Annotated in this window: 19 protein-coding genes, 2 tRNA genes and 3 rRNA genes; 5 read left to right on the forward strand and 19 right to left on the reverse strand. The window is 44.7% G+C overall.

Going from position 1 to position 25,117, the window contains the following annotated elements:
• Window positions 1-3: 3 nt before the first annotated feature.
• The 7 genes from FZ941_RS06055 to rpoE form a co-directional block, all read right to left on the reverse strand.
• A tRNA-Val gene (locus tag FZ941_RS06055) sits at window positions 4-76 on the reverse strand.
• Window positions 77-105: 29 nt separating this feature from the next.
• A 5S ribosomal RNA gene (gene rrf, locus FZ941_RS06060) occupies window positions 106-221 on the reverse strand.
• A 100-nt stretch (window positions 222-321) separates the two neighbouring features.
• A 23S ribosomal RNA gene (locus FZ941_RS06065) occupies window positions 322-3,219 on the reverse strand.
• Window positions 3,220-3,345: 126 nt separating this feature from the next.
• Window positions 3,346-3,418, reverse strand: a tRNA-Ala gene (locus tag FZ941_RS06070).
• Window positions 3,419-3,471: 53 nt separating this feature from the next.
• A 16S ribosomal RNA gene (locus FZ941_RS06075) occupies window positions 3,472-5,018 on the reverse strand.
• The 16S, 23S and 5S rRNA genes sit together here with 2 tRNA genes alongside, the layout of an rRNA operon.
• A gap of 293 nt (window positions 5,019-5,311) precedes the next feature.
• On the reverse strand, window positions 5,312-5,794 hold the full coding sequence (locus tag FZ941_RS06085) for a sigma-70 family RNA polymerase sigma factor (RefSeq protein ID WP_148887227.1): 483 nt from the start codon (window positions 5,792-5,794) through the stop codon (window positions 5,312-5,314).
• A gap of 187 nt (window positions 5,795-5,981) precedes the next feature.
• Window positions 5,982-6,572: a DNA-directed RNA polymerase subunit delta gene (rpoE, locus tag FZ941_RS06090; protein WP_015604416.1), complete on the reverse strand. Its 591-nt coding sequence runs from the start codon at window positions 6,570-6,572 to the stop codon at window positions 5,982-5,984.
• A gap of 257 nt (window positions 6,573-6,829) precedes the next feature.
• On the opposite strand from rpoE, the gene FZ941_RS06095 reads away from it, so the two are divergent.
• Complete coding sequence (locus tag FZ941_RS06095) at window positions 6,830-7,795, forward strand: aromatic acid exporter family protein (RefSeq protein ID WP_148887228.1); 966 nt, start codon at window positions 6,830-6,832, stop codon at window positions 7,793-7,795.
• Window positions 7,796-7,874: 79 nt separating this feature from the next.
• Here FZ941_RS06095 and FZ941_RS06100 read toward each other — a convergent pair whose 3' ends face one another.
• The 8 genes from FZ941_RS06100 to FZ941_RS06135 all read right to left on the reverse strand — a co-directional run bounded on the left by FZ941_RS06100 (window position 7,875) and on the right by FZ941_RS06135 (window position 18,155).
• Window positions 7,875-9,722, reverse strand: a complete 1,848-nt coding sequence (locus FZ941_RS06100; RefSeq protein WP_148887229.1) for an APC family permease — start codon at window positions 9,720-9,722, stop codon at window positions 7,875-7,877.
• Between the two features lie 289 nt (window positions 9,723-10,011).
• Window positions 10,012-10,404, reverse strand: a complete 393-nt coding sequence (locus FZ941_RS06105) for a Mini-ribonuclease 3 (RefSeq protein WP_002905373.1) — start codon at window positions 10,402-10,404, stop codon at window positions 10,012-10,014.
• Window positions 10,397-11,740: a cysteine--tRNA ligase gene (cysS, locus tag FZ941_RS06110; protein WP_148887230.1), complete on the reverse strand. Its 1,344-nt coding sequence runs from the start codon at window positions 11,738-11,740 to the stop codon at window positions 10,397-10,399. The genes FZ941_RS06105 and cysS overlap by 8 nt, the downstream gene beginning before the upstream one ends.
• Window positions 11,737-12,279, reverse strand: coding sequence for a dihydrofolate reductase family protein (locus FZ941_RS06115; protein WP_148887231.1), 543 nt, complete (start codon window positions 12,277-12,279; stop codon window positions 11,737-11,739). Before FZ941_RS06115 ends, cysS begins: the two co-directional genes overlap by 4 nt.
• Before the next feature lie 8 nt (window positions 12,280-12,287).
• Window positions 12,288-13,052, reverse strand: a complete 765-nt coding sequence (locus FZ941_RS06120; RefSeq protein ID WP_148887232.1) for a nucleoside phosphorylase — start codon at window positions 13,050-13,052, stop codon at window positions 12,288-12,290.
• 124 nt (window positions 13,053-13,176) lie between these two features.
• Window positions 13,177-13,794 (reverse strand): serine O-acetyltransferase, encoded by a 618-nt coding sequence (cysE, locus tag FZ941_RS06125; RefSeq protein WP_148887233.1) that lies wholly within the window; start codon window positions 13,792-13,794, stop codon window positions 13,177-13,179.
• 88 nt (window positions 13,795-13,882) lie between these two features.
• A complete protein-coding gene (gene pnp / locus FZ941_RS06130) occupies window positions 13,883-16,081 on the reverse strand; it encodes a polyribonucleotide nucleotidyltransferase (protein ID WP_148887234.1) in 2,199 nt (732 codons plus the stop codon).
• A 295-nt stretch (window positions 16,082-16,376) separates the two neighbouring features.
• On the reverse strand, window positions 16,377-18,155 hold the full coding sequence (locus FZ941_RS06135) for an SEC10/PgrA surface exclusion domain-containing protein (RefSeq protein WP_148887235.1): 1,779 nt from the start codon (window positions 18,153-18,155) through the stop codon (window positions 16,377-16,379).
• 212 nt (window positions 18,156-18,367) lie between these two features.
• Between FZ941_RS06135 and pepF the strand changes: the two genes are divergently transcribed.
• Complete coding sequence (gene pepF, locus FZ941_RS06140; RefSeq protein ID WP_148887236.1) at window positions 18,368-20,164, forward strand: oligoendopeptidase F; 1,797 nt, start codon at window positions 18,368-18,370, stop codon at window positions 20,162-20,164.
• A gap of 86 nt (window positions 20,165-20,250) precedes the next feature.
• Here the strand turns inward: pepF and FZ941_RS10770 are convergent, their stop codons facing one another.
• Complete coding sequence (locus FZ941_RS10770) at window positions 20,251-20,595, reverse strand: hypothetical protein (RefSeq protein WP_148887237.1); 345 nt, start codon at window positions 20,593-20,595, stop codon at window positions 20,251-20,253.
• 221 nt (window positions 20,596-20,816) lie between these two features.
• Here FZ941_RS10770 and FZ941_RS06150 point away from each other — a divergent pair, with 221 nt between their 5' ends.
• Entirely contained in the window at window positions 20,817-21,485 is a 669-nt protein-coding gene (locus FZ941_RS06150; RefSeq protein WP_148887238.1) for an MIP/aquaporin family protein, read from the forward strand.
• Between the two features lie 89 nt (window positions 21,486-21,574).
• On the opposite strand, the gene trxA is transcribed toward FZ941_RS06150, so the two are convergent.
• Entirely contained in the window at window positions 21,575-21,889 is a 315-nt protein-coding gene (trxA, locus tag FZ941_RS06155; RefSeq protein ID WP_062006260.1) for a thioredoxin, read from the reverse strand.
• A 14-nt stretch (window positions 21,890-21,903) separates the two neighbouring features.
• A complete protein-coding gene (locus FZ941_RS06160; protein ID WP_125379903.1) occupies window positions 21,904-22,125 on the reverse strand; it encodes a DUF4649 family protein in 222 nt (73 codons plus the stop codon).
• Window positions 22,126-22,351: 226 nt separating this feature from the next.
• Here FZ941_RS06160 and hslO point away from each other — a divergent pair, with 226 nt between their 5' ends.
• Entirely contained in the window at window positions 22,352-23,224 is an 873-nt protein-coding gene (hslO, locus tag FZ941_RS06165; RefSeq protein WP_045497810.1) for an Hsp33 family molecular chaperone HslO, read from the forward strand.
• Window positions 23,211-24,188, forward strand: a complete 978-nt coding sequence (gene dusB / locus FZ941_RS06170) for a tRNA dihydrouridine synthase DusB (protein ID WP_148887239.1) — start codon at window positions 23,211-23,213, stop codon at window positions 24,186-24,188. The genes hslO and dusB overlap by 14 nt, the downstream gene beginning before the upstream one ends.
• A gap of 55 nt (window positions 24,189-24,243) precedes the next feature.
• Here the strand turns inward: dusB and FZ941_RS06175 are convergent, their stop codons facing one another.
• A complete protein-coding gene (locus tag FZ941_RS06175) occupies window positions 24,244-25,005 on the reverse strand; it encodes a hypothetical protein (RefSeq protein ID WP_125383459.1) in 762 nt (253 codons plus the stop codon).
• Window positions 25,006-25,117 lie beyond the last annotated feature (112 nt).

The raw sequence follows: 25,117 nt of genomic DNA on the forward strand, positions 1-25,117 counted from the left end.
ATATGGGAGTTAACGGGATCGAACCGCTGACCCTCTGCTTGTAAGGCAGATGCTCTCCCAGCTGAGCTAAACTCCCAAAAAGGAAGTACTCCGACTTCCTATCCTGCTAAGCGACTACCATATCTCACAGGGGGCAACCCCCAACTACTTCCGGCGTTCTAGGGCTTAACTTCTGTGTTCGGCATGGGTACAGGTGTATCTCCTAGGCTATCGTCACTTAACTTTCTGAATTAACTTGCAATCTTACATTGCCTTGTCAACTCAAAATTGAATAACTACTCAATCCTAACAAGTCTTATCGAACGCTGCGCTCAATGAAAATTGGATAAGTCCTCGAGCTATTAGTATTAGTCCGCTACATGTGTCGCCACACTTCCACTCCTAACCTATCTACCTGATCTTCTCTCAGGGCTCTTACTAACTTGCGTTATGGGAAATCTCATCTTGAGGTGGGTTTCACACTTAGATGCTTTCAGCGTTTATCCCTTCCCTACATAGCTACCCAGCGATGCCTCTGGCGAGACAACTGGTACACCAGCGGTAAGTCCACTCTGGTCCTCTCGTACTAGGAGCAGATCCTCTCAAATTTCCTACGCCCGCGACGGATAGGGACCGAACTGTCTCACGACGTTCTGAACCCAGCTCGCGTGCCGCTTTAATGGGCGAACAGCCCAACCCTTGGGACCGACTACAGCCCCAGGATGCGACGAGCCGACATCGAGGTGCCAAACCTCCCCGTCGATGTGAACTCTTGGGGGAGATAAGCCTGTTATCCCCAGGGTAGCTTTTATCCGTTGAGCGATGGCCCTTCCATGCGGAACCACCGGATCACTAAGCCCGACTTTCGTCCCTGCTCGAGTTGTAGCTCTCGCAGTCAAGCTCCCTTATACCTTTACACTCTGCGACTGATTTCCAACCAGTCTGAGGGAACCTTTGGGCGCCTCCGTTACCTTTTAGGAGGCGACCGCCCCAGTCAAACTGCCCGTCAGACACTGTCTCCGATAGGGATCACCTATCCGGGTTAGAGTGGCCATAACACAAGGGTAGTATCCCAACAACGCCTCCATCGAAACTGGCGTCCCGATCTCTTAGGCTCCTACCTATCCTGTACATGTGGCACAGACACTCAATATCAAACTGCAGTAAAGCTCCATGGGGTCTTTCCGTCCTGTCGCGGGTAACCTGCATCTTCACAGGTACTAAAATTTCACCGAGTCTCTCGTTGAGACAGTGCCCAAATCATTACGCCTTTCGTGCGGGTCGGAACTTACCCGACAAGGAATTTCGCTACCTTAGGACCGTTATAGTTACGGCCGCCGTTTACTGGGGCTTCAATTCATACCTTCGCGTTACCGCTAAGCACTCCTCTTAACCTTCCAGCACCGGGCAGGCGTCACCCCCTATACATCATCTTACGATTTAGCAGAGAGCTGTGTTTTTGATAAACAGTTGCTTGGGCCTATTCACTGCGGCTGACATCAGTCAGCACCCCTTCTCCCGAAGTTACGGGGTCATTTTGCCGAGTTCCTTAACGAGAGTTCTCTCGCTCACCTGAGGCTACTCGCCTCGACTACCTGTGTCGGTTTGCGGTACGGGTAGAGTATGATACAACGCTAGAAGCTTTTCTTGGCAGTGTGACATCACTCACTCGCTACTAAACTTCGCTCCCCATCACAGCTCAACGTTAGAGGTATAAGCATTTGACTCATACCACGCCTCACTGCTTAGACGTACATCCATTCGTACGCACGAGTTAGCCTACTGCGTCCCTCCATCACTTCATACTCTAGTACAGGAATATCAACCTGTTGTCCATCGGATACACCTTTCGGTCTCTCCTTAGGTCCCGACTAACCCAGGGCGGACGAGCCTTCCCCTGGAAACCTTAGTCTTACGGTGGATGGGATTCTCACCCATCTTTCGCTACTCATACCGGCATTCTCACTTCTATGCGTTCCAGCGCTCCTCACGGTACACCTTCTCCACACATAGAACGCTCTCCTACCATACCTATAAAGGTATCCACAGCTTCGGTAAATTGTTTTAGCCCCGGTACATTTTCGGCGCAGGGTCACTCGACTAGTGAGCTATTACGCACTCTTTGAATGAATAGCTGCTTCTAAGCTAACATCCTAGTTGTCTGTGCAACCCCACATCCTTTTCCACTTAACAATTATTTTGGGACCTTAGCTGGTGGTCTGGGCTGTTTCCCTTTCGACTACGGATCTTAGCACTCGCAGTCTGACTGCCGACCATAATTCATTGGCATTCGGAGTTTATCTGAGATTGGTAATCCGGGATGGACCCCTCACCCAAACAGTGCTCTACCTCCAAGAATCTTTATGTCGACGCTAGCCCTAAAGCTATTTCGGAGAGAACCAGCTATCTCCAAGTTCGTTTGGAATTTCTCCGCTACCCACAAGTCATCCAAGCACTTTTCAACGTGCCCTGGTTCGGTCCTCCAGTGCGTTTTACCGCACCTTCAACCTGCTCATGGGTAGGTCACATGGTTTCGGGTCTACATCATGATACTAAGACGCCCTATTCAGACTCGGTTTCCCTACGGCTCCGTCTCTTCAACTTAACCTCGCATCATAACGTAACTCGCCGGTTCATTCTACAAAAGGCACGCTCTCACCCATTAACGGGCTCGAACTTGTTGTAGGCACACGGTTTCAGGTTCTATTTCACTCCCCTTCCGGGGTACTTTTCACCTTTCCCTCACGGTACTGGTTCACTATCGGTCACTAGGGAGTATTTAGGGTTGGGAGATGGTCCTCCCAGATTCCGACGGGATTTCTCGTGTCCCGCCGTACTCAGGATTCTGCTAGGTACAGATTCTATTTAAAATACGAGGCTATTACTCTCTTTGGCTGACCTTCCCATGTCATTCTTCTATAAAATCTGAGTCCACATTGCAGTCCTACAACCCCGAAGAGTAAACTCTTCGGTTTGCCCTTCTGCCGTTTCGCTCGCCGCTACTAAGGCAATCGCTTTTGCTTTCTCTTCCTGCAGCTACTTAGATGTTTCAGTTCACTGCGTCTTCCTCCTCATCTCCTTAACAGAGATGGGTAACAGGTAGTACCTGTTGGGTTCCCCCATTCGGACATCCCCGGATCTGCGCTTACTTACAGCTCCCCGAGGCATTTCGTCGTTTGTCACGTCCTTCATCGGCTCCTAGTGCCAAGGCATCCACCGTGCGCCCTTACTAACTTAACCTTATTTTTGACCTCTCAGTCTTAAACTCATTAATATTCACAGCGTTTCGGTTTATTTTCTTGTTACTATTTGATATAGTTATTCAATTTTCAATGGACAAGTTTAGAATAGTTATCACTATCCTAATGGAGCCTAGCGGGATCGAACCGCTGACCTCCTGCGTGCAAAGCAGGCGCTCTCCCAGCTGAGCTAAGGCCCCACAAGACCTCTCAAAACTAAACATGACGACCAATGGCTTCCGTTTTTCCTTAGAAAGGAGGTGATCCAGCCGCACCTTCCGATACGGCTACCTTGTTACGACTTCACCCCAATCATCTATCCCACCTTAGGCGGCTGGCTCCTAAAAGGTTACCTCACCGACTTCGGGTGTTACAAACTCTCGTGGTGTGACGGGCGGTGTGTACAAGGCCCGGGAACGTATTCACCGCGGCGTGCTGATCCGCGATTACTAGCGATTCCGACTTCATGTAGGCGAGTTGCAGCCTACAATCCGAACTGAGACTGGCTTTAAGAGATTAGCTTGCCGTCACCGACTTGCGACTCGTTGTACCAGCCATTGTAGCACGTGTGTAGCCCAGGTCATAAGGGGCATGATGATTTGACGTCATCCCCACCTTCCTCCGGTTTATTACCGGCAGTCTCGCTAGAGTGCCCAACTAAATGATGGCAACTAACAATAAGGGTTGCGCTCGTTGCGGGACTTAACCCAACATCTCACGACACGAGCTGACGACAACCATGCACCACCTGTCACCGGTGTGCCGAAGCAAAATCCTATCTCTAGGACGGGCACCGGGATGTCAAGACCTGGTAAGGTTCTTCGCGTTGCTTCGAATTAAACCACATGCTCCACCGCTTGTGCGGGCCCCCGTCAATTCCTTTGAGTTTCAACCTTGCGGTCGTACTCCCCAGGCGGAGTGCTTAATGCGTTAGCTGCGGCACTGAGTCCCGGAAAGGACCCAACACCTAGCACTCATCGTTTACGGCGTGGACTACCAGGGTATCTAATCCTGTTTGCTCCCCACGCTTTCGAGCCTCAGCGTCAGTTACAGACCAGAGAGCCGCTTTCGCCACCGGTGTTCCTCCATATATCTACGCATTTCACCGCTACACATGGAATTCCACTCTCCCCTTCTGCACTCAAGTTAAACAGTTTCCAAAGCGTACTATGGTTAAGCCACAGCCTTTAACTTCAGACTTATCTAACCGCCTGCGCTCGCTTTACGCCCAATAAATCCGGACAACGCTCGGGACCTACGTATTACCGCGGCTGCTGGCACGTAGTTAGCCGTCCCTTTCTGGTAAGATACCGTCACAGTGTGAACTTTCCACTCTCACACTCGTTCTTCTCTTACAACAGAGCTTTACGATCCGAAAACCTTCTTCACTCACGCGGCGTTGCTCGGTCAGACTTCCGTCCATTGCCGAAGATTCCCTACTGCTGCCTCCCGTAGGAGTCTGGGCCGTGTCTCAGTCCCAGTGTGGCCGATCACCCTCTCAGGTCGGCTATGTATCGTCGCCTTGGTGAGCCGTTACCCCACCAACTAGCTAATACAACGCAGGTCCATCTGGTAGTGGTGCATTTGCACCTTTCAATTGACTATCATGCAATAGTCAATGTTATGCGGTATTAGCTATCGTTTCCAATAGTTATCCCCCGCTACCAGGCAGGTTACCTACGCGTTACTCACCCGTTCGCAACTCATCCAGAAGAGCAAGCTCTCCCTTCAGCGTTCTACTTGCATGTATTAGGCACGCCGCCAGCGTTCGTCCTGAGCCAGGATCAAACTCTCATTAAAAGTTTGAGTTCTCACTCATTTCTGTCACTGACAGATTTATTGTTTTTTTCTTTGTTCAGTACTACAACTTATGTTGTAGTGCCCTGCACATTGGTTCGTCTTGTTCAGTTTTCAAAGGTCTTTATCGCTCTCTCAAGCGACAACTATATTAGTATATCACCTATCCATCCCCTTGTCAACACTTTTTTTAAACTTTTTTATCTTTTTTTCATCTTTTCTTCCTAACACCTCTAAAACCACCCATAACTTAATAGCTTAAAAGGGAAAGATTAACTCTCCCTTTTACTCTGTTCTTAGATAATTATCTCAGAAAAATCTGATAAGTATGCCTCCAAGTCGCGCAACAAACTCTTACGCCCCTTAAACCGTTCGTCGCCTAGTAAGCGGTGGTATAACTCTAGTTGTTCTTTATCTAACTGAGAAGTGTAGGCTGCTAACGAACTTCGAAGAGCGACTAAATCATCTAAGCCTAGTTCGCGCTTACTCAGTCTATGACTAATGGTTCCAACTTCTTCATAAGACTGACGATCGAAGCGGCGTTTTTGGCTCTCTTGCTTGCGAAGTATGTCATGAATATGATTCCTAAATTTTGTCTTGAAGTAGCGATAGAGGCGGCTTTCATCTTGACTGATATCTGGATGACTTTCTTCCAGCTGGTGATAAACCAGCATACCCTCTTGTTCCCAGTCACTACTCTCCCATAAATGTACATAATAATCCCGTGCACAGCGCCGGACGATCCACTGCACTTTCTCATAGCGTTCCTTGAAGTTCATGTTATCTCCTTTTTCTTTGATAATATGATTCTACAAGAAAAAATCTTCTCTCAGGCCTCCTGTCCCTATCCTGTCTATTTTATGCCCCAACTGGTACCTAACAAAAAAATTTGAGACATCTCAGGGGCTTTTTATGACATATCGGTACACAAAAACAACCGCTTTAAAAGCAGTTGTTTTATAGATATTATTCTTCGTCTTCAACATCCTGATCATCGTCAGAATATTCATCGTCTTCTTCATTTAACTCAACTTCTTCGCCGAGATCATCTGGAGCTATTTCATTAATTTCAGCATCGTAGGCTTCAACCTCGCTCTTTTCATCATCTGGATTATCTTCGTCATATGAAAGAGCTGGATCCTCTTCATAAGAGTCCTCATCTTCAGGATCATCATCGCTGTAATCAATCGCATCTTCGTCGCCATCCATAAAGGCATTAACACGTTTTTTCTTGCGTTTCTTAGGCTCATCTTCCTCGTCTGTTTCTTCCAAAGCGATGATTTCTTCATCGACTTCGTCAATCGCATACCAAGAACGAAGACCCCATTTATTGTCACCAAGTGGGATGAAACTGCCATCTACATTCAGTTCTGTATAAAATAGAGGCAGTGCTTCTCGGATTTCGCTATTTGATTTCTCCAGATAATTTTGAATTTCATTAACAAGCTCATCGAAATACATTTCATGGTCACGCCCGCGCAATTCTAAGATGGCACGTGCTACCTCAATCATCGAAAGCTCACTTTTTTCTTGTCCTGCAAATACTTCTAATTCCAAAGTTATTCTCCTTAAGATTACACAGGCATTTAGCCAGGCATTTTTTTCGCTACTTTCTATTGTACGATAAATTTGCCGTCTAGTCAAAAAAAATTCACCTAGGCAACCCGACCTTTCAAGTCCAGCCTTCCTACTATGCTTTTGACCATCTATAAAACAGCACCTTCCTTCAATTTACACATTGACATATTTGTTCTCACAAGTCTTCGACTAATCATGATATAATAGAAAAAACTTTATTTAATAGAAAGAAGCTTATGCCTCTCCTCCAACGTACCATCAAACTAGCTCTTGCAACATGTCTTGCTGCGGCTCTAGCTGCTTTTTTAGGTCTAAGCAATGCTATATCAGCCGGTATCATTGCCATCCTCAGCGTTTCCGACCCCCGCAGAAGCACTATCAAACTAGCCCGCAACCGCCTCTTGTCTACTATTTTAGCACTAGCCATCGGGAGCTTAGCTTTCATCCTTTTGGGGTTTAACCTTTGGAGCTTAGGGATTTATATCCTACTCTACGTTCCCTTGGCTTATCTCTTTGGCTGGGAAATAGGCATCACCCCCAGTACAGTTTTGGTCACTCATCTGCTGCTAGCCCATTCTGTTTCTTGGTCTCTTTTGGCCAATGAAATGGCTGTCTTCCTTATCGGAACGGGATTTGCTCTCCTAGCCAACCTTTATATGGCTTCGAACCAGCAAGATATTGATAACTATCGTATTCAAGTCGAAGAGCAACTGAGGAAAATCCTACTGCGTTTTGAATATTTTTTGAAAGCAGGAGACGGTCGAAACGATGCAACTCTAATCAAGGAACTGGATACTATCCTTCAAGAAGCCTTAGCACTGGTCTATCTGGACCATTCCAACCACCTCTTTCATCAGACCAACTACCATATTCATTATTTTGAAATGCGGCAGGCACAAAATCGCATTCTAGAAGACATGGCAGGAAATATCAATAATTGCCAATTGGCAGCCAGTGAGAGCTTGATTTTAGCACGTCTTTTCTCCAAGACAGCCCAACAGCTTAGTCAAGAAAATCCTGCTCACGAACTAGTTGAAGAAATCGAAACCTGCTTGGCTGTCTTTCGCGAACGCCCACTTCCTAAGACTCGGCAAGAATTTGAAACTCGTGCCACTCTCCTACAACTTTTACGAGATTTAGAGACCTTTATTAAACTTAAAGTAGAATTTTATCAAAATTACCAAAAGGTGCAAGTAAATTAGCTCTGTGCCATTTCCAATAGATAATAAAAGGAGTTGAAAATTCTTCAACTCCTTTTTCTCATGCAGTAGAGGCGTTCGCTCATTCTTTTAAGTGATATGAATAACTTGCAACCACGACATCCTCATACCATTTCAAATAGTATTTTAATTTTAAACTCATCTGGTTATGCAGAATATTCTGCCACCTCTTTTTAGGTATAAACTGAGGTACTAGGACTGTCACTGTTCGTCCTTCTTTTTTGGCTCTCTTGGCCACTTTAATCACATACTGAACTGTCGGACTAATGATATTGCGATAGCTAGTCGTGACTGTCTCAAAGCGAATATCTGGGAAGTAGTCAGCAAATTCCTCGGCAACTTCAGCATCTTTTTCAGCAGTTTCTGCTGTTGAAACGTGCATTGCCACGACTTCATCCCCGATACTGCGAGCATAGCTCATCGCACCAACACTGACTCGGGTGACATTCCCGACTAGGACAATTACTGTATTACCAGTGTAGTTCTGACGCTCAATGTGGTCATGCAATCTCAACTGTTTAGCGACTCTATTATAGTGCTGCTTGATAGACAAAAACAGCCAAGTCAAGACAATGATAATAGGGAAGAAAGGCCAAATATCTTGAAGACGGAACAAGAGCAAGATAAGGACAATCCCGTAACAAATGATCGCTCCAAGGATATTCGCAATCGAATGCTTAAAGAAATTATTTCCATATTTTTTCTTCCAATGGACAACCATACCGGTCTGGGAGAGGGCAAAGGGTACGAACACACCAATCGTGTACAGGGGAATCAAGCGTTCTGTATTTCCCTTAAAGATGAACAAAAGAGTAATGGCGCCAAAAGCCAAAGTGAAAATGCCATTAGAATAGCTGAGCCGATCTCCTTTTTCCATGTACATATGTGGCATGTATTTATTCTTCGCCATATTGTAAGAGAGCATCGGAAAGGCTGAAAAGCCTGTATTGGCCGCCACTGCTAAGATCAAAGCAGTTGACAATTGGAAAACATAGAACAAGATACGACCAAGAGGAGAAGTCCCCAAAATTGCTTGCGCCATTTGAGCCAGAGTCGTCACACCTTTGACAGGCACGATGCCAATCCAATAATTCAAAAAGGTAATGCCCGCAAACATGATGCCTAGGATTAAAGCCATAATCGAGAGGGTAGCTGCAGCATTATGGGCTTTTGGTTTCTTGAAAAAGGGAACCGAATTGGAAATAGCTTCCACTCCTGTCAAGGAAGCAGAGCCGCTGGTGAAAGCACGAAGCAGTAAGATCAAACTTACTCCAGCAATCGGACTACCAATCCGCGCGGTTGCGTGATAGTCTAAATTTCCTGTCAGGATTTGCACAAAACCAAAACCAATCAACAATAAGGTGCTGACAATAAAAAGATAGACAGGAATCATCAAGGAAGTGGCCGATTCTTTTAATCCTCGGAGATTCATTAGCATCAACAAGAGAACTAGGAAAATGGAAATATGTAAATTGTAAGGATGTAAGATGGGAATTGCAGAGGTAATTGCGTCCGCTCCAGAAGCGACTGAAACGGCTACGGTCAACATGTAATCTACCAGCAAGCTTCCGCCAGCGATCAAACCCGCCATTGGAGATAGATTTTCCGTCGTCACCATATAAGCTCCTCCTCCTTGAGGGTAAGCATGGATAACCTGACGGTAAGAAATCGTTAAACTCGCTAATAAAACCAATACGACAATTCCTATGGGAAGCGACCACCAAATGGCACCAATAGAAATAGACGTCAAGACCAAAACAACCTGCTCTGGTCCATAAGCAATAGAAGATAAAGCGTCACTGGAGAGCATGGCCAAGGCTTGCATCTTGGTCAGTAAATGACCATCCTCGCCCTCTTCCCCAGATTTTAATGGGCGTCCAATAAAAAAACCTTTTAACTTGGAAAACATAAGTTCCTCCTTTAAAAACATGAGCCATTCTACTATTTTTCAGAAAACATGTCAATACTTTTCTAAAAATAAATTTTCGTAAATTTCAGTCTCCTACTTTTTATCCAATAATACATTTAAAGTTTCAAACTCGATCTTCTATAAAATTTTCCAGTTTTTCTGGAAACAGCATGTTTGTTTATAAAAAAACGAGCTTTATGCCAAGCTCGTTTTTGATATTTAAATTTCTTAAATTCTAGTGATTGTTCATAAAAGAGTTCTATTTCAGAATAAACAAGACGACAATGAATCAGAACGAAGCCTCTATCTTCCGAATACACCAGTCAATCAGCTCTTCCAGTCGCTCAATGGATTCGGTCATGTGCAGGTAGCCCATAACCGCCTCAAAGCCGGTAGACATACGGTAGGTGACGATGTCCGTATTCTTAGCCTTGGTGTGGCTGTTGGCATTGCGGCCGCGCTTGTAAATATCCTCTTCCTTTTCCGTCAGAATTCCTTCTTCCAGCATGAGAGAGATGAGATTGGCCTGAGCCTTGGCAGAGACGTACTTGGTCGCTTCCCTGTGCAGCTGATTGGGCTTGGTCAGCCCCTGAAAAATCAGGTGACGTCTTATATACATGGAGTAGACAGCATCTCCCTCAAAGGCGAGGGCAATGCCGTTAATCAGGTTGACATCAGTCACGTGTCCACCTCACTCCGTCCTTGGTATCCAAAAGCTTGATACCCTGAGTAGCCAATTCATCCCGAATACGGTCTGCAGTCGCAAAGTCTCGATTAGCACGCGCTTTTTGGCGTTCCTCAATCAAGCGCTCAATGTCCGCATCCAGGACTTCTTCTACAAAGACGATACCAAAAACTTCTAAGAGCTTGGCAAAGGCTGTCTTAACTTCAGCGGTGTAATTGCCAGAATTGATCCACTTGGCTAACTCGAAGACAACCGTGATACCATTGGCTGCATTGAAATCTTCGTCCATAGCAGCGGTGAATTTATCCAGAAAGGCTTGCAGCTGATCAGAGTCTGCCTTACCCGTGAAAGGCTGCTCATAGGTATTCTTCAAATACTTAAGATTGGTCGCTGCATCATGAACTGTTTTTTCCGTGAAATTAATGGGCTTGCGGTAATGCTGGGTAGCAAAGAAGAAACGCAGCACTTGACCATCAATAGTCTTGAGGGCATCATGAACAGTGATAAAATTGCCTAAAGACTTGGACATCTTAACATCGTCAATGTTGACAAAGCCATTATGCATCCAGTAGTTGGCAAAAGTCTGACCAGTCTTGGCCTCTGACTGGGCGATTTCATTGGTATGGTGAGGAAACTCTAGGTCTGCCCCGCCACCGTGGATATCGATAGTATCGCCTAAAATCTCCGTCGACATGACCGAACACTCGATATGCCAGCCCGGACGGCCTGCTCCCCAAGGGCTGTCCCAGGAAATCTCACCTGGCTTAGCTACCTTCCAGAGAGCAAAGTCCACTGGATTTTCCTTACGAGCAGTCTCCTCATCTGTCCGGCCAGAAGCACCCAACTCCAAGTCTGCCAAGGTTTTATTGGCTAATTTGGCATAATTGTGAGACTTTTCCACTCGGAAATAGACATCGCCCTCTGACTCATAGGCGTAGCCTTTGTCAACCAAGTCCTCAACAAAACGGATGATGTCAGCCATAAACTCCACCACCCGCGGATGACGAGTTGCAGGTTTTACACCTAAAGCAGTCACATCCTCACGAAAAGCAGCGATATACTTGTCAGCCACTTCTTGAGGTGTAATGCCTTCTTCCTTGGCCCGATTGATAATCTTATCATCTACATCTGTAAAATTGGAAATATAGTTAACCTCAAATCCCCGATACTCAAAATAGCGACGAACTGTGTCAAAAGCTACTGTTGAGCGGGCATTGCCGACATGGATATAGTTATAAACCGTCGGACCGCAGACATACATGCGAACCTTGCCCTCTTCAATGGGCACAAATTCACGCAAGCTGCGGGTCATGGTGTCGTAAATTTTAATCATGCGGTCCACTCCCTTCTCTGTTTCTGATTTTTTCGGCTGAAAACCAGCTCTGCAAAAGGGCCAAATTGTCTGAGGCTATCCAGTTGGTAAAAGCGCTGCTCTTCCTCTTGGGTAAAGAGGGGAACCCCCTTTCCCAGGATAAGGGGCGCTATCTGAATAATGAGGTGGTCGAAAAGATCCGCCTCCAAGAGCGGTCCTACCAAGGAATTACCACCAATCACAAAGACATTTTTGCCCTTGTCAATCTGGTGAACAAAGTCCACCACATCCCCAGCTACTGGCTGGTAATTGCTGACAGGCAGGTGCCTATCATGCGTAAAGACATAGTTTTCCGTAGCTTGATAAAAGCTTTCTACATCTTGCAAATCTTGGATTTCCTCAAAGGTCCGCTTGCCCATGATGGTGATATCCATTTGCCTGTAAAAGTCATCATAGCCTGTATCCTCTACAGAACCAAGCTGATGCAGCCAGTCTATCCTGTGCTGGCTGTCTGCCAAGTAGCCATCCATGGTGATACAGCCGTAAAAATATACTGCCATTCTTGTAGTTACCTTTCTAGTTCCTTTGCTATTGTCAAAGCGATAGTGAAAAAAGTCATGGCATCAGCTGTCCGCTCTTCATGGCGGGCATCCCAGATTCGGTTATGATGATCCACATAGTCAGCTGTGTAGAAGAATTGATAGACCTTGCTCTTGCGGAATTGACTCCATGCCATGATAGCCGAAGCTTCCATGTCCACCACTTGGGCACCAGCAGCCAAGCGACGATTGACCTTATCAGGCGTTTCCCGATAAAAGGCATCAGTCGTCCAAGACTTGGTGCGGATATGCTCTATATCGTGCTTGTCAAAGATGGATTCCAGCTTAATCAACAGGGATTCATCATAAGTTATCTCATCACTAGCAGGAGCATAATGGTAACTTGTACCTTCATCACGTAGAGCTGAACTTGGTAGGATTATTTTATCTGCCTGAATAGACTGATCTAGAACTCCGCAAGAACCTAGAATGATGAAATTCTTGAAGCCTCTAGCCGCTAATTCCTCCAGTTGGCCAATCACTGATGGAGCTCCAATAAGTGCCGTCATAACCGCAACTTGATTTCCATCACATTTATATACATACCATGGAAATTGTCCGTTAAGATTTTTTAAATAGCCTCCTTGATAGGCATCTTCTGACTCAATCAAACGTTGTAGAATTTCTCCGTTAAAGGACAGGATGATAGTTTCACAAATCTCACCCTTGTCCATCATCTGCCTATCTGTCGGTTCAATAACTCCAGCTACATCTTCAAATTCCTCTAATAACATAACTTCTCTTTCTTTAGGACTTCAGCAAAGCCTCTTTCATCTTTTCTATTGAGTTACAGTTTGCCAAATTACTCCTTGGCAAGACCTCCTAAAGTATCTTGTTACTGTTCAAAACAAGTCTTTCTTAGAGCTCCGACGAATGGTGGCTGGCTTCGCGGGCATGCTCCAGCTTGTCCAGATAGTATTCCCGTTTCTCCTCTACCTCGTGAATGGTCGGCTCGTCTTTCTGACCATGGACACGCACAATCTTGGCCGGAATTCCAACTACGGTCACATCACTAGGCACATCCGCCACGACAACTGCCCCCGCTCCAACTTTGGCATTTTCGCCAATTTCCACTGGGCCAATAACTTGAGCATGAGCAGAGATGAGCGCTCCTCGACGGACAGTTGGGTGGCGTTTTCCAGTATCCTTACCAGTCCCTCCTAGGGTCACCCCATGATACAAGAGCACTCCCTTTTCAACGATTGCCGTTTCACCAATAACAAGCCCGCCACCATGGTCAATGAAGACTCCAGACTCAATCTGAGCGCCAGGATGAATCTCAATCTGGGTCCAGAAACGCCAGAATTGACTATGCATGCGCGCCAGCAGCTTAAAGCCTCTCTTCCAGAGGAAATGAGAAAGACGGTGGGCTGCCAAGGCCTTGACACCTGGATAGGTCAGGATAACCTCCAGCGAAGTACGAGCAGCCGGATCATTTTCTTTTACAATCTCAATGGCTTCTTTCCACCAGCCCATCTTCTTCTCCTTTCATTAGGTAAAATAAGGGAGTAGGCTCCATACAAAGAACTTTGCAAGGTAATTGAGCCTGATCACTCCCTTTTCATTATTCTTCCGATTTAGTTTTTGGGGCTTCTTCATGTTTCTTATGAGAATGCCCTTTTTCCTGATGTTTGTCATGGTCTCTCTTTGGCTTGTCAGGCTTAGGCGGACGTGGCAAGAGAGCTTTCATAGAGGCATCTACACGGCCTTTTTCGTCAATCTTAATGACCTTAACATCAACAAAATCACCAATTTGTACCAAGTCTTCGACATTGTTGGTTCGAGTCCAAGCCATTTCAGAAATGTGAACCAAGGCATCGGTCTTGTCAAAGAGGTTGACAAAGGCACCGAATTTCTCAATCCGAACAACCTTGGCGTGGTAAACTTCATCCACTTTAGCTTCACGAACCAAACCAGCAATGATTTCTTTGGCACGGTTAATAGCCGCTTGATCGCTAGAGTAGATGGATACATTTCCTTCTTCGTCAATATCAATCTTAACGCCAGTCTCAGCGATAATCTTGTCGATAGTTTCTCCGCCTTTACCGATTACAATCTTGATCTTGTCCACATCAATCTTGATGGTGTCAATTTTCGGAGCAGTTGGAGCTAACTCAGGACGTGGAGCTGGAATCGTCGCTTCAATCACATCAAGAATTTCAAAGCGGGCTTTCTTAGCCTGAGCCAAAGCTTCTGTCAGGATTTCCGCTGTAATTCCTTCAATCTTGATATCCATCTGCAGAGCTGTAATCCCTTCGCGAGTACCAGCCACCTTAAAGTCCATATCGCCAAAGTGGTCTTCCAAACCTTGAATATCGGTCAGAACTGTGTAGTTGCTGCCGTCTGAAATCAAGCCCATGGCAATTCCGGCAACTGGCGCCTTGATTGGCACACCACCAGCCATCAGAGCCAAAGTGCCCGCACAGATAGAAGCCTGAGATGAAGAACCATTTGATTCCAAGACTTCTGCTACCAGACGGATAGCATATGGGAATTCTTCCAAGCTTGGCAAAACTTGCTCCAAGGCACGTTCCCCAAGAGCACCGTGTCCAATTTCACGACGACCCGGCGCACCGTAACGACCTGTTTCCCCGACAGAGTATTGCGGGAAGTTATAGTGGTGCATGAAGCGTTTCTTGTATTCTGGATCCAAACCATCGATAATTTGGGTTTCGCCCATTGGTGCCAGAGTCAGGATAGACAAGGCTTGGGTTTGCCCGCGAGTAAAGAGACCAGAACCGTGTACACGAGGAAGGAAGTCAACAACCGCATCCAAAGGACGGATTTCATCGACCTTACGACCGTCAGGGCGAACCTTATCTTCGGTAATCAAACGACGCACTTCTGTGTGTTCCATTTGCTCCAAGATTTCAGCCACATCACGCATGATACGGTCGAATTCTTCGTGGTCTGCATATTTTTCTTCATAGACTGCTGTGACTTGGTCTTTGACAGCCTGAGTTGCTGCTTCACGCGCCAGCTTTTCTTCCACCTGAACAGCCTTTTGCAAGTCACTGTTGTAGGTTGCGACAATCTCTGCCTGCAGCTCTTCATCGACATGAAGCAATTCTACTTCTGCTTTCTCCTTACCGACCGCTGCAACAATTTCTTCTTGGAAGGCAATCAATTCTTTGACCGCTTCGTGCCCTTTGAGAAGAGCTTCCAGCATGATAGCTTCAGAAAGTTCCTTGGCTCCAGACTCTACCATGTTGATAGCTTCTTTAGTACCAGCCACTGTCAGTTCCAAAAGTGAAACTTCTTTTTGTTCCTTGCTAGGGTTGATGATGAATTCACCGTCTATATAGCCGACCTGAACTCCTGCGATAGGGCCATTAAAAGGAATATCTGAGATAGAGAGAGCCAGAGAGCTACCGAACATCGCTGCCATTTGAGGAGAAGCATCTTCGTCATAAGAAAGAACGGTATTGATAACCTGAACTTCATTACGGAAACCTTCCGCAAACATTGGACGAATCGGACGGTCAATCAAACGAGCCGTCAAAGTCGCATCTGTTGAAGGACGACCTTCACGCTTCATAAAGCCGCCAGGGTATTTCCCAGCCGCATACATTTTTTCCTCATAGTTGACCTGCAATGGGAAAAAGTCACCCGTAGCCATCTTTTTGGACATGGTTGCCGCAGTTAAGACGGTACTTTCTCCATATCGAACAACGGCGCTGCCATTTGCCTGCTTTGCAACCTGACCGGTTTCAACTACCAACTCACGGCCTGCAAAAACGGTTTTAAAAACTTGTTTTGTCATAAAGACTCCTTGCCGAGCATATGCTCAAATTTTTTCATACGCCTTGGCTACAAAGATCAAGATATTAAGACCATCAAAAGCTCATAGCATAATCACAGCTGACAACTAACCTTCTTAGCATTCTAGCTTTGATATCATGGTCTTAGTAGTTTATTATATCCTCTTCTTTGTATCAAGCACGTACAGACCCTATTTTACCACAATTTCAGTCAAAAGAAAAAGGCTTTGAGAGCCTTTTTCTTGAAACATTTATATTTGCTTTTATTCAAATCATTTATTACTGAGTTGCCTAATTTTAATATTTTGATTCTCGCTTACGCTTCAATCCTACAAAACCTAAAACCGCCATTGCAATGCCCATAAGCCCAAGAGTGCTTACAGAATCACCAGTAGAAGGTAATTTTTTAGTATCTGTTTGTTTTACATGAGTAGCAATTGGCGTCGTTGCTCTCTTAGTTACAATCGGAACTTCCACTTTGCTGTGGAATGTTTCATGGCGAATAACTTCATTACGATGGTTGCCTTCTTCATGATGAATATGTTCTTGTTCCCAGCGGATTGAATATTCCAATTCTTTCGATCTAACAATTTTTTTATAGGATTCTAAAACGCGTTTGTAGTCTTCTTGAGCAACTTTATTTTTTGATTTTAAAATCTCTAATTTAGCGATTTCAGCTTCTAATTTTACTTTTGCTTCGGTCGTTTTTACTTTAGCTTCTGTCAAGATTTTTTCAGCTTCTTCAAGTTTCATAGGTGCATTTTTAAGCAATTCCAGATAAGCTTTCGCTTCTTTAACCGCTTGTTCTGCTTCTTTAACTACTTCTTTGATACGTTCAACTCTTTGTTTGGTTTCTACAATCGCAAGTCCCTTTTCTGTCAAATCATTTTCTGCATTAGTTGCTTCTTTAAGAGCTGTTTTTAAAGCTCCTTCTTGAGCAATTAATCTAGATTTAGCATTTTTTAATTCAACTTCGCGCTGCTCACGAATTTGTTGCAAGTTGTTAAGATTTGATTTAGTAGTTACTAGTTCAGCTTTGGCTTTTTCAAGAGCTTCCGCCGTTTCATCAACCTTTGCTTGAGCAGACGGGCTTTGTTCCTTAACAGCAAGTGCATCATTATAAGTTTTTTGAGCTTTTGCAATGGCGTTATTTGCAGCGTTAAGTGCTGTCTGCGCATTTTCTTGAGCTTTTTGAGCAGCTACTAATGCTGTTTTACCATCTTTAACAGCTAATGCTATTTGGTCTTTCTTTGATTTAGCTTTTTCAAGAGCTTTTTCCGCCACAGAAAGGCCTGTGTTTTGTTTCAAAGTAGTTTCAGCATCTTGATCGGTGTTCTTGTAGTTTGATGTAAGAGGAGCTGTATCCAAAACGTATTTTGGAATTTTGATGATGTTGACAGAACCTGTGCTGACAGCAACACCTGTACCGGCACCTTTTACATTTGGATCAATCAAGTGTTTTGCGTGACCGTTAGCAGACTCCGTATCTTCAAGCATCATTTTGCGAATGTTGTCTGCGATGTCTTGTTTTAGAGTCATCATGGTATAACCGTTACGGTTTTCTTGATGCCATACGGGTAATAATCCACCAAGTGATTCACTAACTTTGTATTTGCTAAGAACATCGTATTGGTGGCCCCAGTTTTTCGCAAAGTTGAACTTGTCGGGAGTGCCTCCATTTGCAGCGTAAAAGGCGCTGTATTCGTCAGCAACTTTTTGAGCTAAGGTTTGACCTTGATCTGTCAATTTGATTGTTGAAAGTGTCTTGCTTGGGTCGCGATGTGCCCAATATTGATGTTGGATGTCATTCATCATTTGGACAGTGAATTCAGCAATTTCGCGACGTTGAGCATCGGTCATATTTGCAAGATCAACTTTATCGGCGTTTGAACCGATTGGGGGCATATCGTAGTCAGATGCATTGTTTTTCGGTTGTGCATCCAGGAATTTGTTTGTGTTGGCTTTAAACCATTCGATATCATTGATGTCATGTTGCGCATAGTCTTTTGGAATAACGATTTGACGTAATTTACGATCTTGTTCAAATTTTTTAAGAACAAGGTCGTAACATATCAAAGAAAATCTATACTGTCAATAATTTTGTATCAACATAACCTCATCATAAATTTCAGAACTATCAACTGTTTCTAGCTATTCTCAACAAGTTGACTCCTTTTTTCTAAGCAGACAGCTAAAGTCATATTTCCTTAATTTTTTCCTATGAGCAAGGTATTCTGAAGGATTTTTTGCTATACTGAATATAGCTATTTAATCAAAAGGAGTAAACTATGGAACAAAAACATCGTTCTGAATTTCCGGAAAATGAACTCTGGGACCTAACGGCCCTTTACCAAGACCAAGAGGACTTCCTGCGGGCCATCGAAAAGGCCAGAGAGGACATCCAAAAATTCGTCCGTGATTACCAAGACAAGCTCAGCACTTTCGAAGATTTTGAGCGGGCATTTGCTGAGTTAGAGCAGATTTATATCCAAATCAGCCACATCGGCAACTACGGCTTTATGCCACAGACCACTGACTTTGGCGACGAGAGCTTTGCGCAGATTGCCCAAGCAGCCATGGACTTTGAGACTGAGGCCAATGTCGCCCTCAGCTTCTTTGACGACGCTCTGGTCGGTGCAGATGGGGCTGTCCTAGAGAGACTAGGCCAAGAGCCCCATCTGACCTCAGCCATTCGCCAAGCTAAAATTAAAAAAGCCCACTATCTGGGAGCGGATGTCGAAAAAGCCCTGACCAATCTAGGTGAAGTCTTTTATAGCCCACAGGATATTTACACTAAGATGCGGGCCGGCGACTTTGCCATGGCTGACTTTGAAGTAGATGGCAAAGTTTACAAAAACAGCTTTGTCACCTATGAGAATTTCTATCAAAACCATGAAAATGCAGAAATCCGCGAAAAAGCTTTCCGCTCTTTCTCAGAAGGACTTCGTCAGCATCAAAACGCTGCTGCAGCTGCCTATCTGGCTCAAGTCAAGTCTGAAAAATTACTGGCTGACATGAAGGGCTATGACTCTGTCTTTGACTACTTACTAGCTGAGCAAGAAGTTGATCGCTCTATGTTTGACCGGCAGATTGACTTGATTATGAGCGAATTTGCTCCAGTAGCTCAGAAATACCTCAAGCATGTAGCTAAGGTCAACGGACTTGAAAAAATGACCTTTGCCGACTGGAAGCTGGACTTGGACAGCGAGCTCAATCCTGAAGTCAGCATTGACGATGCCTATGACCTCGTCATGAAGTCAGTCGAGCCACTTGGACAAGAGTATTGTCAAGAAGTTGCCCGCTATAAGGAAGAACGCTGGGTCGACTTTGCGGCCAATGCTGGAAAGGATTCTGGCGGCTATGCTGCGGATCCTTATCGGGTTCACCCTTATGTCCTCATGAGCTGGACTGGACGTATGAGTGATGTCTATACTCTGATTCACGAGATTGGCCACTCTGGTCAGTTTATCTTCTCTGACAATCACCAAAGCTACTTCAACGCCCACATGTCCACCTACTATGTGGAAGCACCGTCTACCTTTAACGAGCTCCTGCTCAGTGACTATCTGGAACGCCAGTTTGATAACCCACGCCAGAAACGCTTTGCCCTGGCTCACCGTCTGACGGATACTTACTTCCACAACTTCATTACTCACTTGCTGGAAGCTGCCTTCCAACGCAAGGTCTATACTTTGATTGAAGAAGGCGGAACCTTCGGCGCAAGCAAACTCAACGCTATCATGAAAGATGTCTTGACGGACTTCTGGGGCGATGCCGTTGAGATTGACGATGATGCTGCCCTGACTTGGATGCGCCAAGCCCACTACTACATGGGACTGTACAGCTACACTTACTCCGCAGGCTTGGTCATCTCTACCGCCGGCTACCTACATTTGAAAAATGACGAAAATGGTGCCCGTGACTGGCTGGAGCTGCTCAAATCTGGCGGCAGCAAAACGCCGCTTGAGTCAGCTATGATTATCGGAGCAGATATTTCGACGGATAAACCACTCCGCGACACCATTCAGTTCTTGTCAGACACAGTTGATCAGATTATTGCTTACAGCGAGGAGTTGGGGGAGTAAAAAAACAGACTGAGACATTTTTGTCTCAGTCTGTTTTTACATAATTCAATAAATCTGTCCCTAAAATGAAATTTGAAGCCAAATTTTTAAAAAAGTTTAAAGAAATATAGATAAACCAAAATATAGATTGTAAAACAGACGCTAAATATAAGCCACCTTATCCAGAACTGTGACTTGCTATAATTTTTAGCACGTAGGAGGCCAATAAAGAACCAGATAAGCCCCCAAAAAAACATTCCCAGCAGTTGAGGAGCATAGTAAGAAATCAAAACTAAACTAAAAAGGACTAAACTGAGTACGAGCATGATACTTTTTTCTGTTATCTGCGACCTAGGAATCATCCAGCCCACAAAGAAACAGAAAATCGGCACCGCAATAAACGGAGTAAAAACCATCAAAATAAAGCCAAACTGCGATAATGACTCAAGCATAAACAGCGCCCTTTCTATACCTTGTAATTTACCTTCTTCCTATTATAACCTAAAAACTATATTTTCCAACAAAAAAACTGAGAGTCAGGCTATTTCCTCTATTATCACCTATAATAACCAAGTATATTCCAACCAAAATGTGTGTTCAGAGCACTTTTCTTGAATCCACCTGTCTGTTTTGATAGACTAATACATAGATTTTTTAAAAAAGGAGATAGAAAATGAAAAAATTTGTTGCTGAATTAATCGGTACTTTCATGCTTGTGTTCATCGGAACAGGAGCTGTTGTTTTTGGAAATGGTGTTGAAGGTCTTGGACACCTAGGAATTGCTTTGGCATTTGGCTTGGCAATCGTAGTCGCAGCTTTCTCAATCGGAACTGTTTCAGGCGCTCACCTGAACCCAGCTGTTTCAATCGCTATGTTTGTAAACAAACGCTTATCGTCAAAAGACCTTGTCAACTACATCCTTGGACAAGTGGTTGGAGCTTTCCTTGCGTCAGGCGCGGTCTTCTTCCTCTTGGCAAACTCAGGCATGTCAACTGCTAGTCTTGGTGAAAATGCCTTGGCAAACGGTGTAACTGTCTTTGGTGGTTTCCTGTTTGAAGTCATCGCAACTTTCTTGTTTGTTTTGGTGATCATGACCGTGACTTCAGAAAGCAAGGGAAATGGTGCGATTGCTGGTTTGGTCATTGGTTTGTCCTTGACAGCTATGATCCTTGTGGGATTGAACATCACTGGACTTTCAGTGAATCCAGCTCGTAGCTTAGCGCCTGCTGTATTGGTAGGTGGCGCGGCCCTTCAACAAGTATGGATTTTCATTCTTGCACCAATCGTAGGTGGTGTTCTTGCAGCTCTTGTTGCTAAAAACTGCCTTGGAACAGAAGAATAAGAAACAAAAAAGAGTCCTGTCCTCAGTTTGAGGAACAGGGCTTTTTCTATGAAAAAACACTCCCCGTTTCGAATGGGAGTGCTTTGCTTTTAACTCAATTCCGCAACAATCGCCTTGATTTGTTCTGCAGTGTGAACACCAGCGACTTGCTTGACCACTTGACCATCCTTCTTAAAGAGAAGGGTTGGGATAGACATGATTCCAAAGGCACGAGCTGTGTTTGGATTTTCATCAACATCCATTTTGACGATTTTCAAGACATCTTCTGAAAGCTCTTCAGACAATTTATCCAAGATTGGACCTTGCATACGACATGGACCACACCAAGTTGCCCAGAAGTCTACCAAGACCAAACCGTCTCTTGTTTCTTGTTCAAATGTTGCATCTGTAATTGCTTTTGCCATTGTATTTCTCCTTTTTAGTTATATTGGCTCAAATCCTGTTTCATCAGGAAGAAGTACACATCTCCATAAGTCCCATGGTAGTCCAAATCATGACCATTATAAACTAACTTTTTAACTGGATGATAATCCGCCACCCCGATCAGGCAGGCTTGCTGGGATAGTTCAAACTCCTCATAAGACTCGAAAGTTATCTTCCGTTCTGACTTAGCTGCATCTAGATAAGTAATTTCAATCATAAGCTCTCCTTTTTGATTCCATTCGTAATTTATGATTTAATTGTAACCAAAAATGTTACATTTGTCAAATCAGACGCATCCGCCACTGCTAGATCGCCTCTAAATTATGATTAATCATCTTCTCCTTTTTGTTTGACTTGATTCTAGCACAATCTAAAGAAGAAATCTTTGACAAAACAAGCACAAAGGCTACGTTTGTTTTTATTTTTATGTTAAAATAAAAGGTATGGACAAAATTATCAAAACTATCTCAGAAAACGGTTCTTTTCGTGCTTATGTGCTGGACAGCACAGAGACGGTTCGGACCGCTCAAGAAAAACATCAAACTCAAGCAAGCTCTACCGTTGCACTTGGTCGCACACTGATTGCCAGCCAGATTTTGGCGGCTAATGAAAAGGGCCAGACCAAAATCACCGTCAAGGTTCTTGGTACTAGCTCGCTAGGCGCAATCATCACCGTGGCAGATACCGAGGGTAATGTCAAAGGCTATGTGCAAAATCCCGGTGTCGATATTAAAAAGACAGCTACTGGCGAAGTTCTGGTCGGTCCCTTTGTCGGCTCTGGTCAATTTTTGGTTATCACGGACTACGGTACTGGCAATCCCTACAATTCTATGACACCACTCATTTCTGGTGAAATCGGCGAAGACCTAGCCTTCTACTTGACTGAAAGCCAGCAAACTCCTTCTGCCGTTGGCCTCAATGTTCTCTTGGATGAGCATGATAAAGTTAAGGTTGCTGGTGGTTTCTTGGTACAAGCTCTGCCTGGTGCTAAAGAAGCTGATATCGCTCGCTTCGAGAAGCGGATCCAAGAAATGCCTGCCATCTCTAAGCTGTTAGAATCCGATGATCACATCGAAGCTCTGCTGGCTGCCATCTATGGAGATGAACCCTACAAACGCCTGTCTGAAGAGGAAATTCGCTTCCAGTGCGACTGCAGCAAAGAGCGCTTCATGAATGCCTTGGCTACCCTGCCAAAGGCTGACTTAGAAGAGATGCGTGACCAAGACCACGGGGCTGAAATCATCTGTCAATTCTGCCAGACAGCCTACCACTTTGACCAAAATGACTTGGAGGAACTGATTCGTGACAAATCTTAATACCCCTTTTATGATTGGAAATGTTGAAATTCCCAACCGTACGGTTCTGGCGCCTATGGCTGGTGTAACCAACTCTGCTTTCCGGACCATTGCCAAAGAGCTGGGGGCAGGCCTGGTCGTGATGGAAATGGTCTCTGACAAGGGCATCCAGTATAACAACGAGAAAACTCTCCATATGCTCCATATTGATGAGGGAGAAAATCCCGTTTCTATCCAGCTTTTCGGTAGCGACGAGGACAGTTTAGCCCGCGCAGCGGAATTTATCCAAGAAAATACCAAGACGGATATCGTCGATATCAACATGGGCTGCCCTGTTAACAAAATCGTCAAAAACGAAGCTGGCGCTATGTGGCTCAAGGATCCTGAGAAAATCTATAAAATTATCAACAAGGTTCAGTCCGTTTTGGATATCCCTCTGACAGTCAAGATGCGGACAGGTTGGTCCGACAGCTCACTGGCTGTAGAAAATGCTCTGGCAGCCGAAGCGGCTGGTGTTTCAGCTTTAGCCATGCACGGTCGCACCCGTGAGCAAATGTATACAGGTCACGCAGACCTCGAGACCTTGCACGACGTAGCCCAAGCCCTGACCAAGATTCCTTTCATCGCTAACGGTGATATCCGCAGCGTGCAAGAAGCCAAACAACGTATCGAAGAGGTTGGTGCTGACGCTGTCATGATTGGCCGTGCAGCTATGGGAAATCCCTACCTCTTCAACCAAATCAATCACTATTTTGAAACAGGCGAAATCCTGCCAGACTTGACCTTTGAAGATAAGATGAAGATTGCTTATGAACATCTCAAACGCTTGATTAACCTCAAAGGAGAAAACGTAGCCGTTCGTGAATTCCGCGGACTCGCTCCTCACTACCTTCGTGGAACATCTGGTGCAGCTAAACTTCGCGGTGCCATTTCACAGGCCAGCACATTGGCAGAGATTGAAGAACTCTTGCAACTCCAAGATTAAAGAAATAAAAAAAGGAAGCATCTACAAAGGTGCCTCCTTTTTTATTTCTTTTTTCTTATTTGATCAATTGAACACTAGCTACTTTACCATCAGCGCCAGTAGTGATTTGGATGCCCAATTTAGGAGCAGATGACTCAGCAGAACCCAGCTGAGCTGTATAGCGACCATCATCCAAAGTATAGGCATATGAAGCAACATGGTAAGTATTGACAGTTCCATTCGCTGACTTGACGCTAAATTGTCCGCCTGCTGAAACAGTCACTGTACTACCTCCTGCATCTGTCCAACTACCAGCAGCTGCAGAGAAATCTCCATCCACCATATTCAAAACGCCTTTATAGCGAGCATTTGTTTCTGCCTGCTTGTTTTGAAGCTGACGATCAGTTGCTGGATTTTGAGCTGGTTGACTCGGTTGGGCTGGCTGAGTTGCTTGATTTGGTTTAGTTGGTTGAGTCGGCGTAGCTTGTTGACTAGGAGCTTGTTGAGATTGGCTTGGTTGAGCCCGTGTATTTTGTTGAGCTTGAACTTGCTGATCCACTCCTTGTTGAGTTTGATTTTGTGAAGGTTGAACGGATTCCACGGCTTTCTGTACTTGTTCTGCTTGTCCTACTGTTTTGTTTGAAGAAGCATTGCTGCTGGCTTTTGGAGCGCTGCTAGCTTTGCTAGATGAAGTAACTTTAGAGCTAGAAGAAGTTTGTACTGTCTTATTAGCACTTGCGCTAGTCTTGGTTTCTTCTTTGTGACCACAAGCCCCTAAAAGTAAGCTAGAAGCTAGAACAGTAGCAGCCATCAATTTTGTATAAGTCTTAGTTTTCATTTTTTCTTCTCCTTTGTAACATTCGGAAATCTTTTTGTAATATTATTGTAACACTTGCAATAAAGTATGTCAACTAGATAAATGGAATTTTTCAAAAATTTTTGAAGCAAAT

Source organism: Streptococcus sp. Marseille-P6264 (assembly GCF_902460355.1).
In the GTDB taxonomy this organism is placed as follows: domain Bacteria; phylum Bacillota; class Bacilli; order Lactobacillales; family Streptococcaceae; genus Streptococcus.

Bases quoted from the DNA above. Each gene is read 5' to 3' on its own strand.
- trxA (WP_062006260.1), bottom strand. From the start codon at position 21,889: ATGGCAAAAGCAATTACAGATGCAACATTTGAACAAGAAACAAGAGAC.
- cysS (WP_148887230.1), bottom strand. From the start codon at position 11,740: ATGATTAAAATTTACGACACCATGACCCGCAGCTTGCGTGAATTTGTG.
- FZ941_RS06160 (WP_125379903.1), bottom strand. From the start codon at position 22,125: ATGATTGAAATTACTTATCTAGATGCAGCTAAGTCAGAACGGAAGATA.
- FZ941_RS10770 (WP_148887237.1), bottom strand. From the start codon at position 20,595: ATGCTTGAGTCATTATCGCAGTTTGGCTTTATTTTGATGGTTTTTACT.
- FZ941_RS06175 (WP_125383459.1), bottom strand. From the start codon at position 25,005: ATGAAAACTAAGACTTATACAAAATTGATGGCTGCTACTGTTCTAGCT.
- FZ941_RS06100 (WP_148887229.1), bottom strand. From the start codon at position 9,722: ATGTTTTCCAAGTTAAAAGGTTTTTTTATTGGACGCCCATTAAAATCT.
- FZ941_RS06085 (WP_148887227.1), bottom strand. From the start codon at position 5,794: ATGAACTTCAAGGAACGCTATGAGAAAGTGCAGTGGATCGTCCGGCGC.
- pnp (WP_148887234.1), bottom strand. From the start codon at position 16,081: ATGACAAAACAAGTTTTTAAAACCGTTTTTGCAGGCCGTGAGTTGGTA.
- FZ941_RS06150 (WP_148887238.1), top strand. From the start codon at position 20,817: ATGAAAAAATTTGTTGCTGAATTAATCGGTACTTTCATGCTTGTGTTC.
- cysE (WP_148887233.1), bottom strand. From the start codon at position 13,794: ATGGGCTGGTGGAAAGAAGCCATTGAGATTGTAAAAGAAAATGATCCG.
- pepF (WP_148887236.1), top strand. From the start codon at position 18,368: ATGGAACAAAAACATCGTTCTGAATTTCCGGAAAATGAACTCTGGGAC.
- FZ941_RS06115 (WP_148887231.1), bottom strand. From the start codon at position 12,279: ATGGCAGTATATTTTTACGGCTGTATCACCATGGATGGCTACTTGGCA.
- hslO (WP_045497810.1), top strand. From the start codon at position 22,352: ATGGACAAAATTATCAAAACTATCTCAGAAAACGGTTCTTTTCGTGCT.
- FZ941_RS06120 (WP_148887232.1), bottom strand. From the start codon at position 13,052: ATGTTATTAGAGGAATTTGAAGATGTAGCTGGAGTTATTGAACCGACA.
- FZ941_RS06095 (WP_148887228.1), top strand. From the start codon at position 6,830: ATGCCTCTCCTCCAACGTACCATCAAACTAGCTCTTGCAACATGTCTT.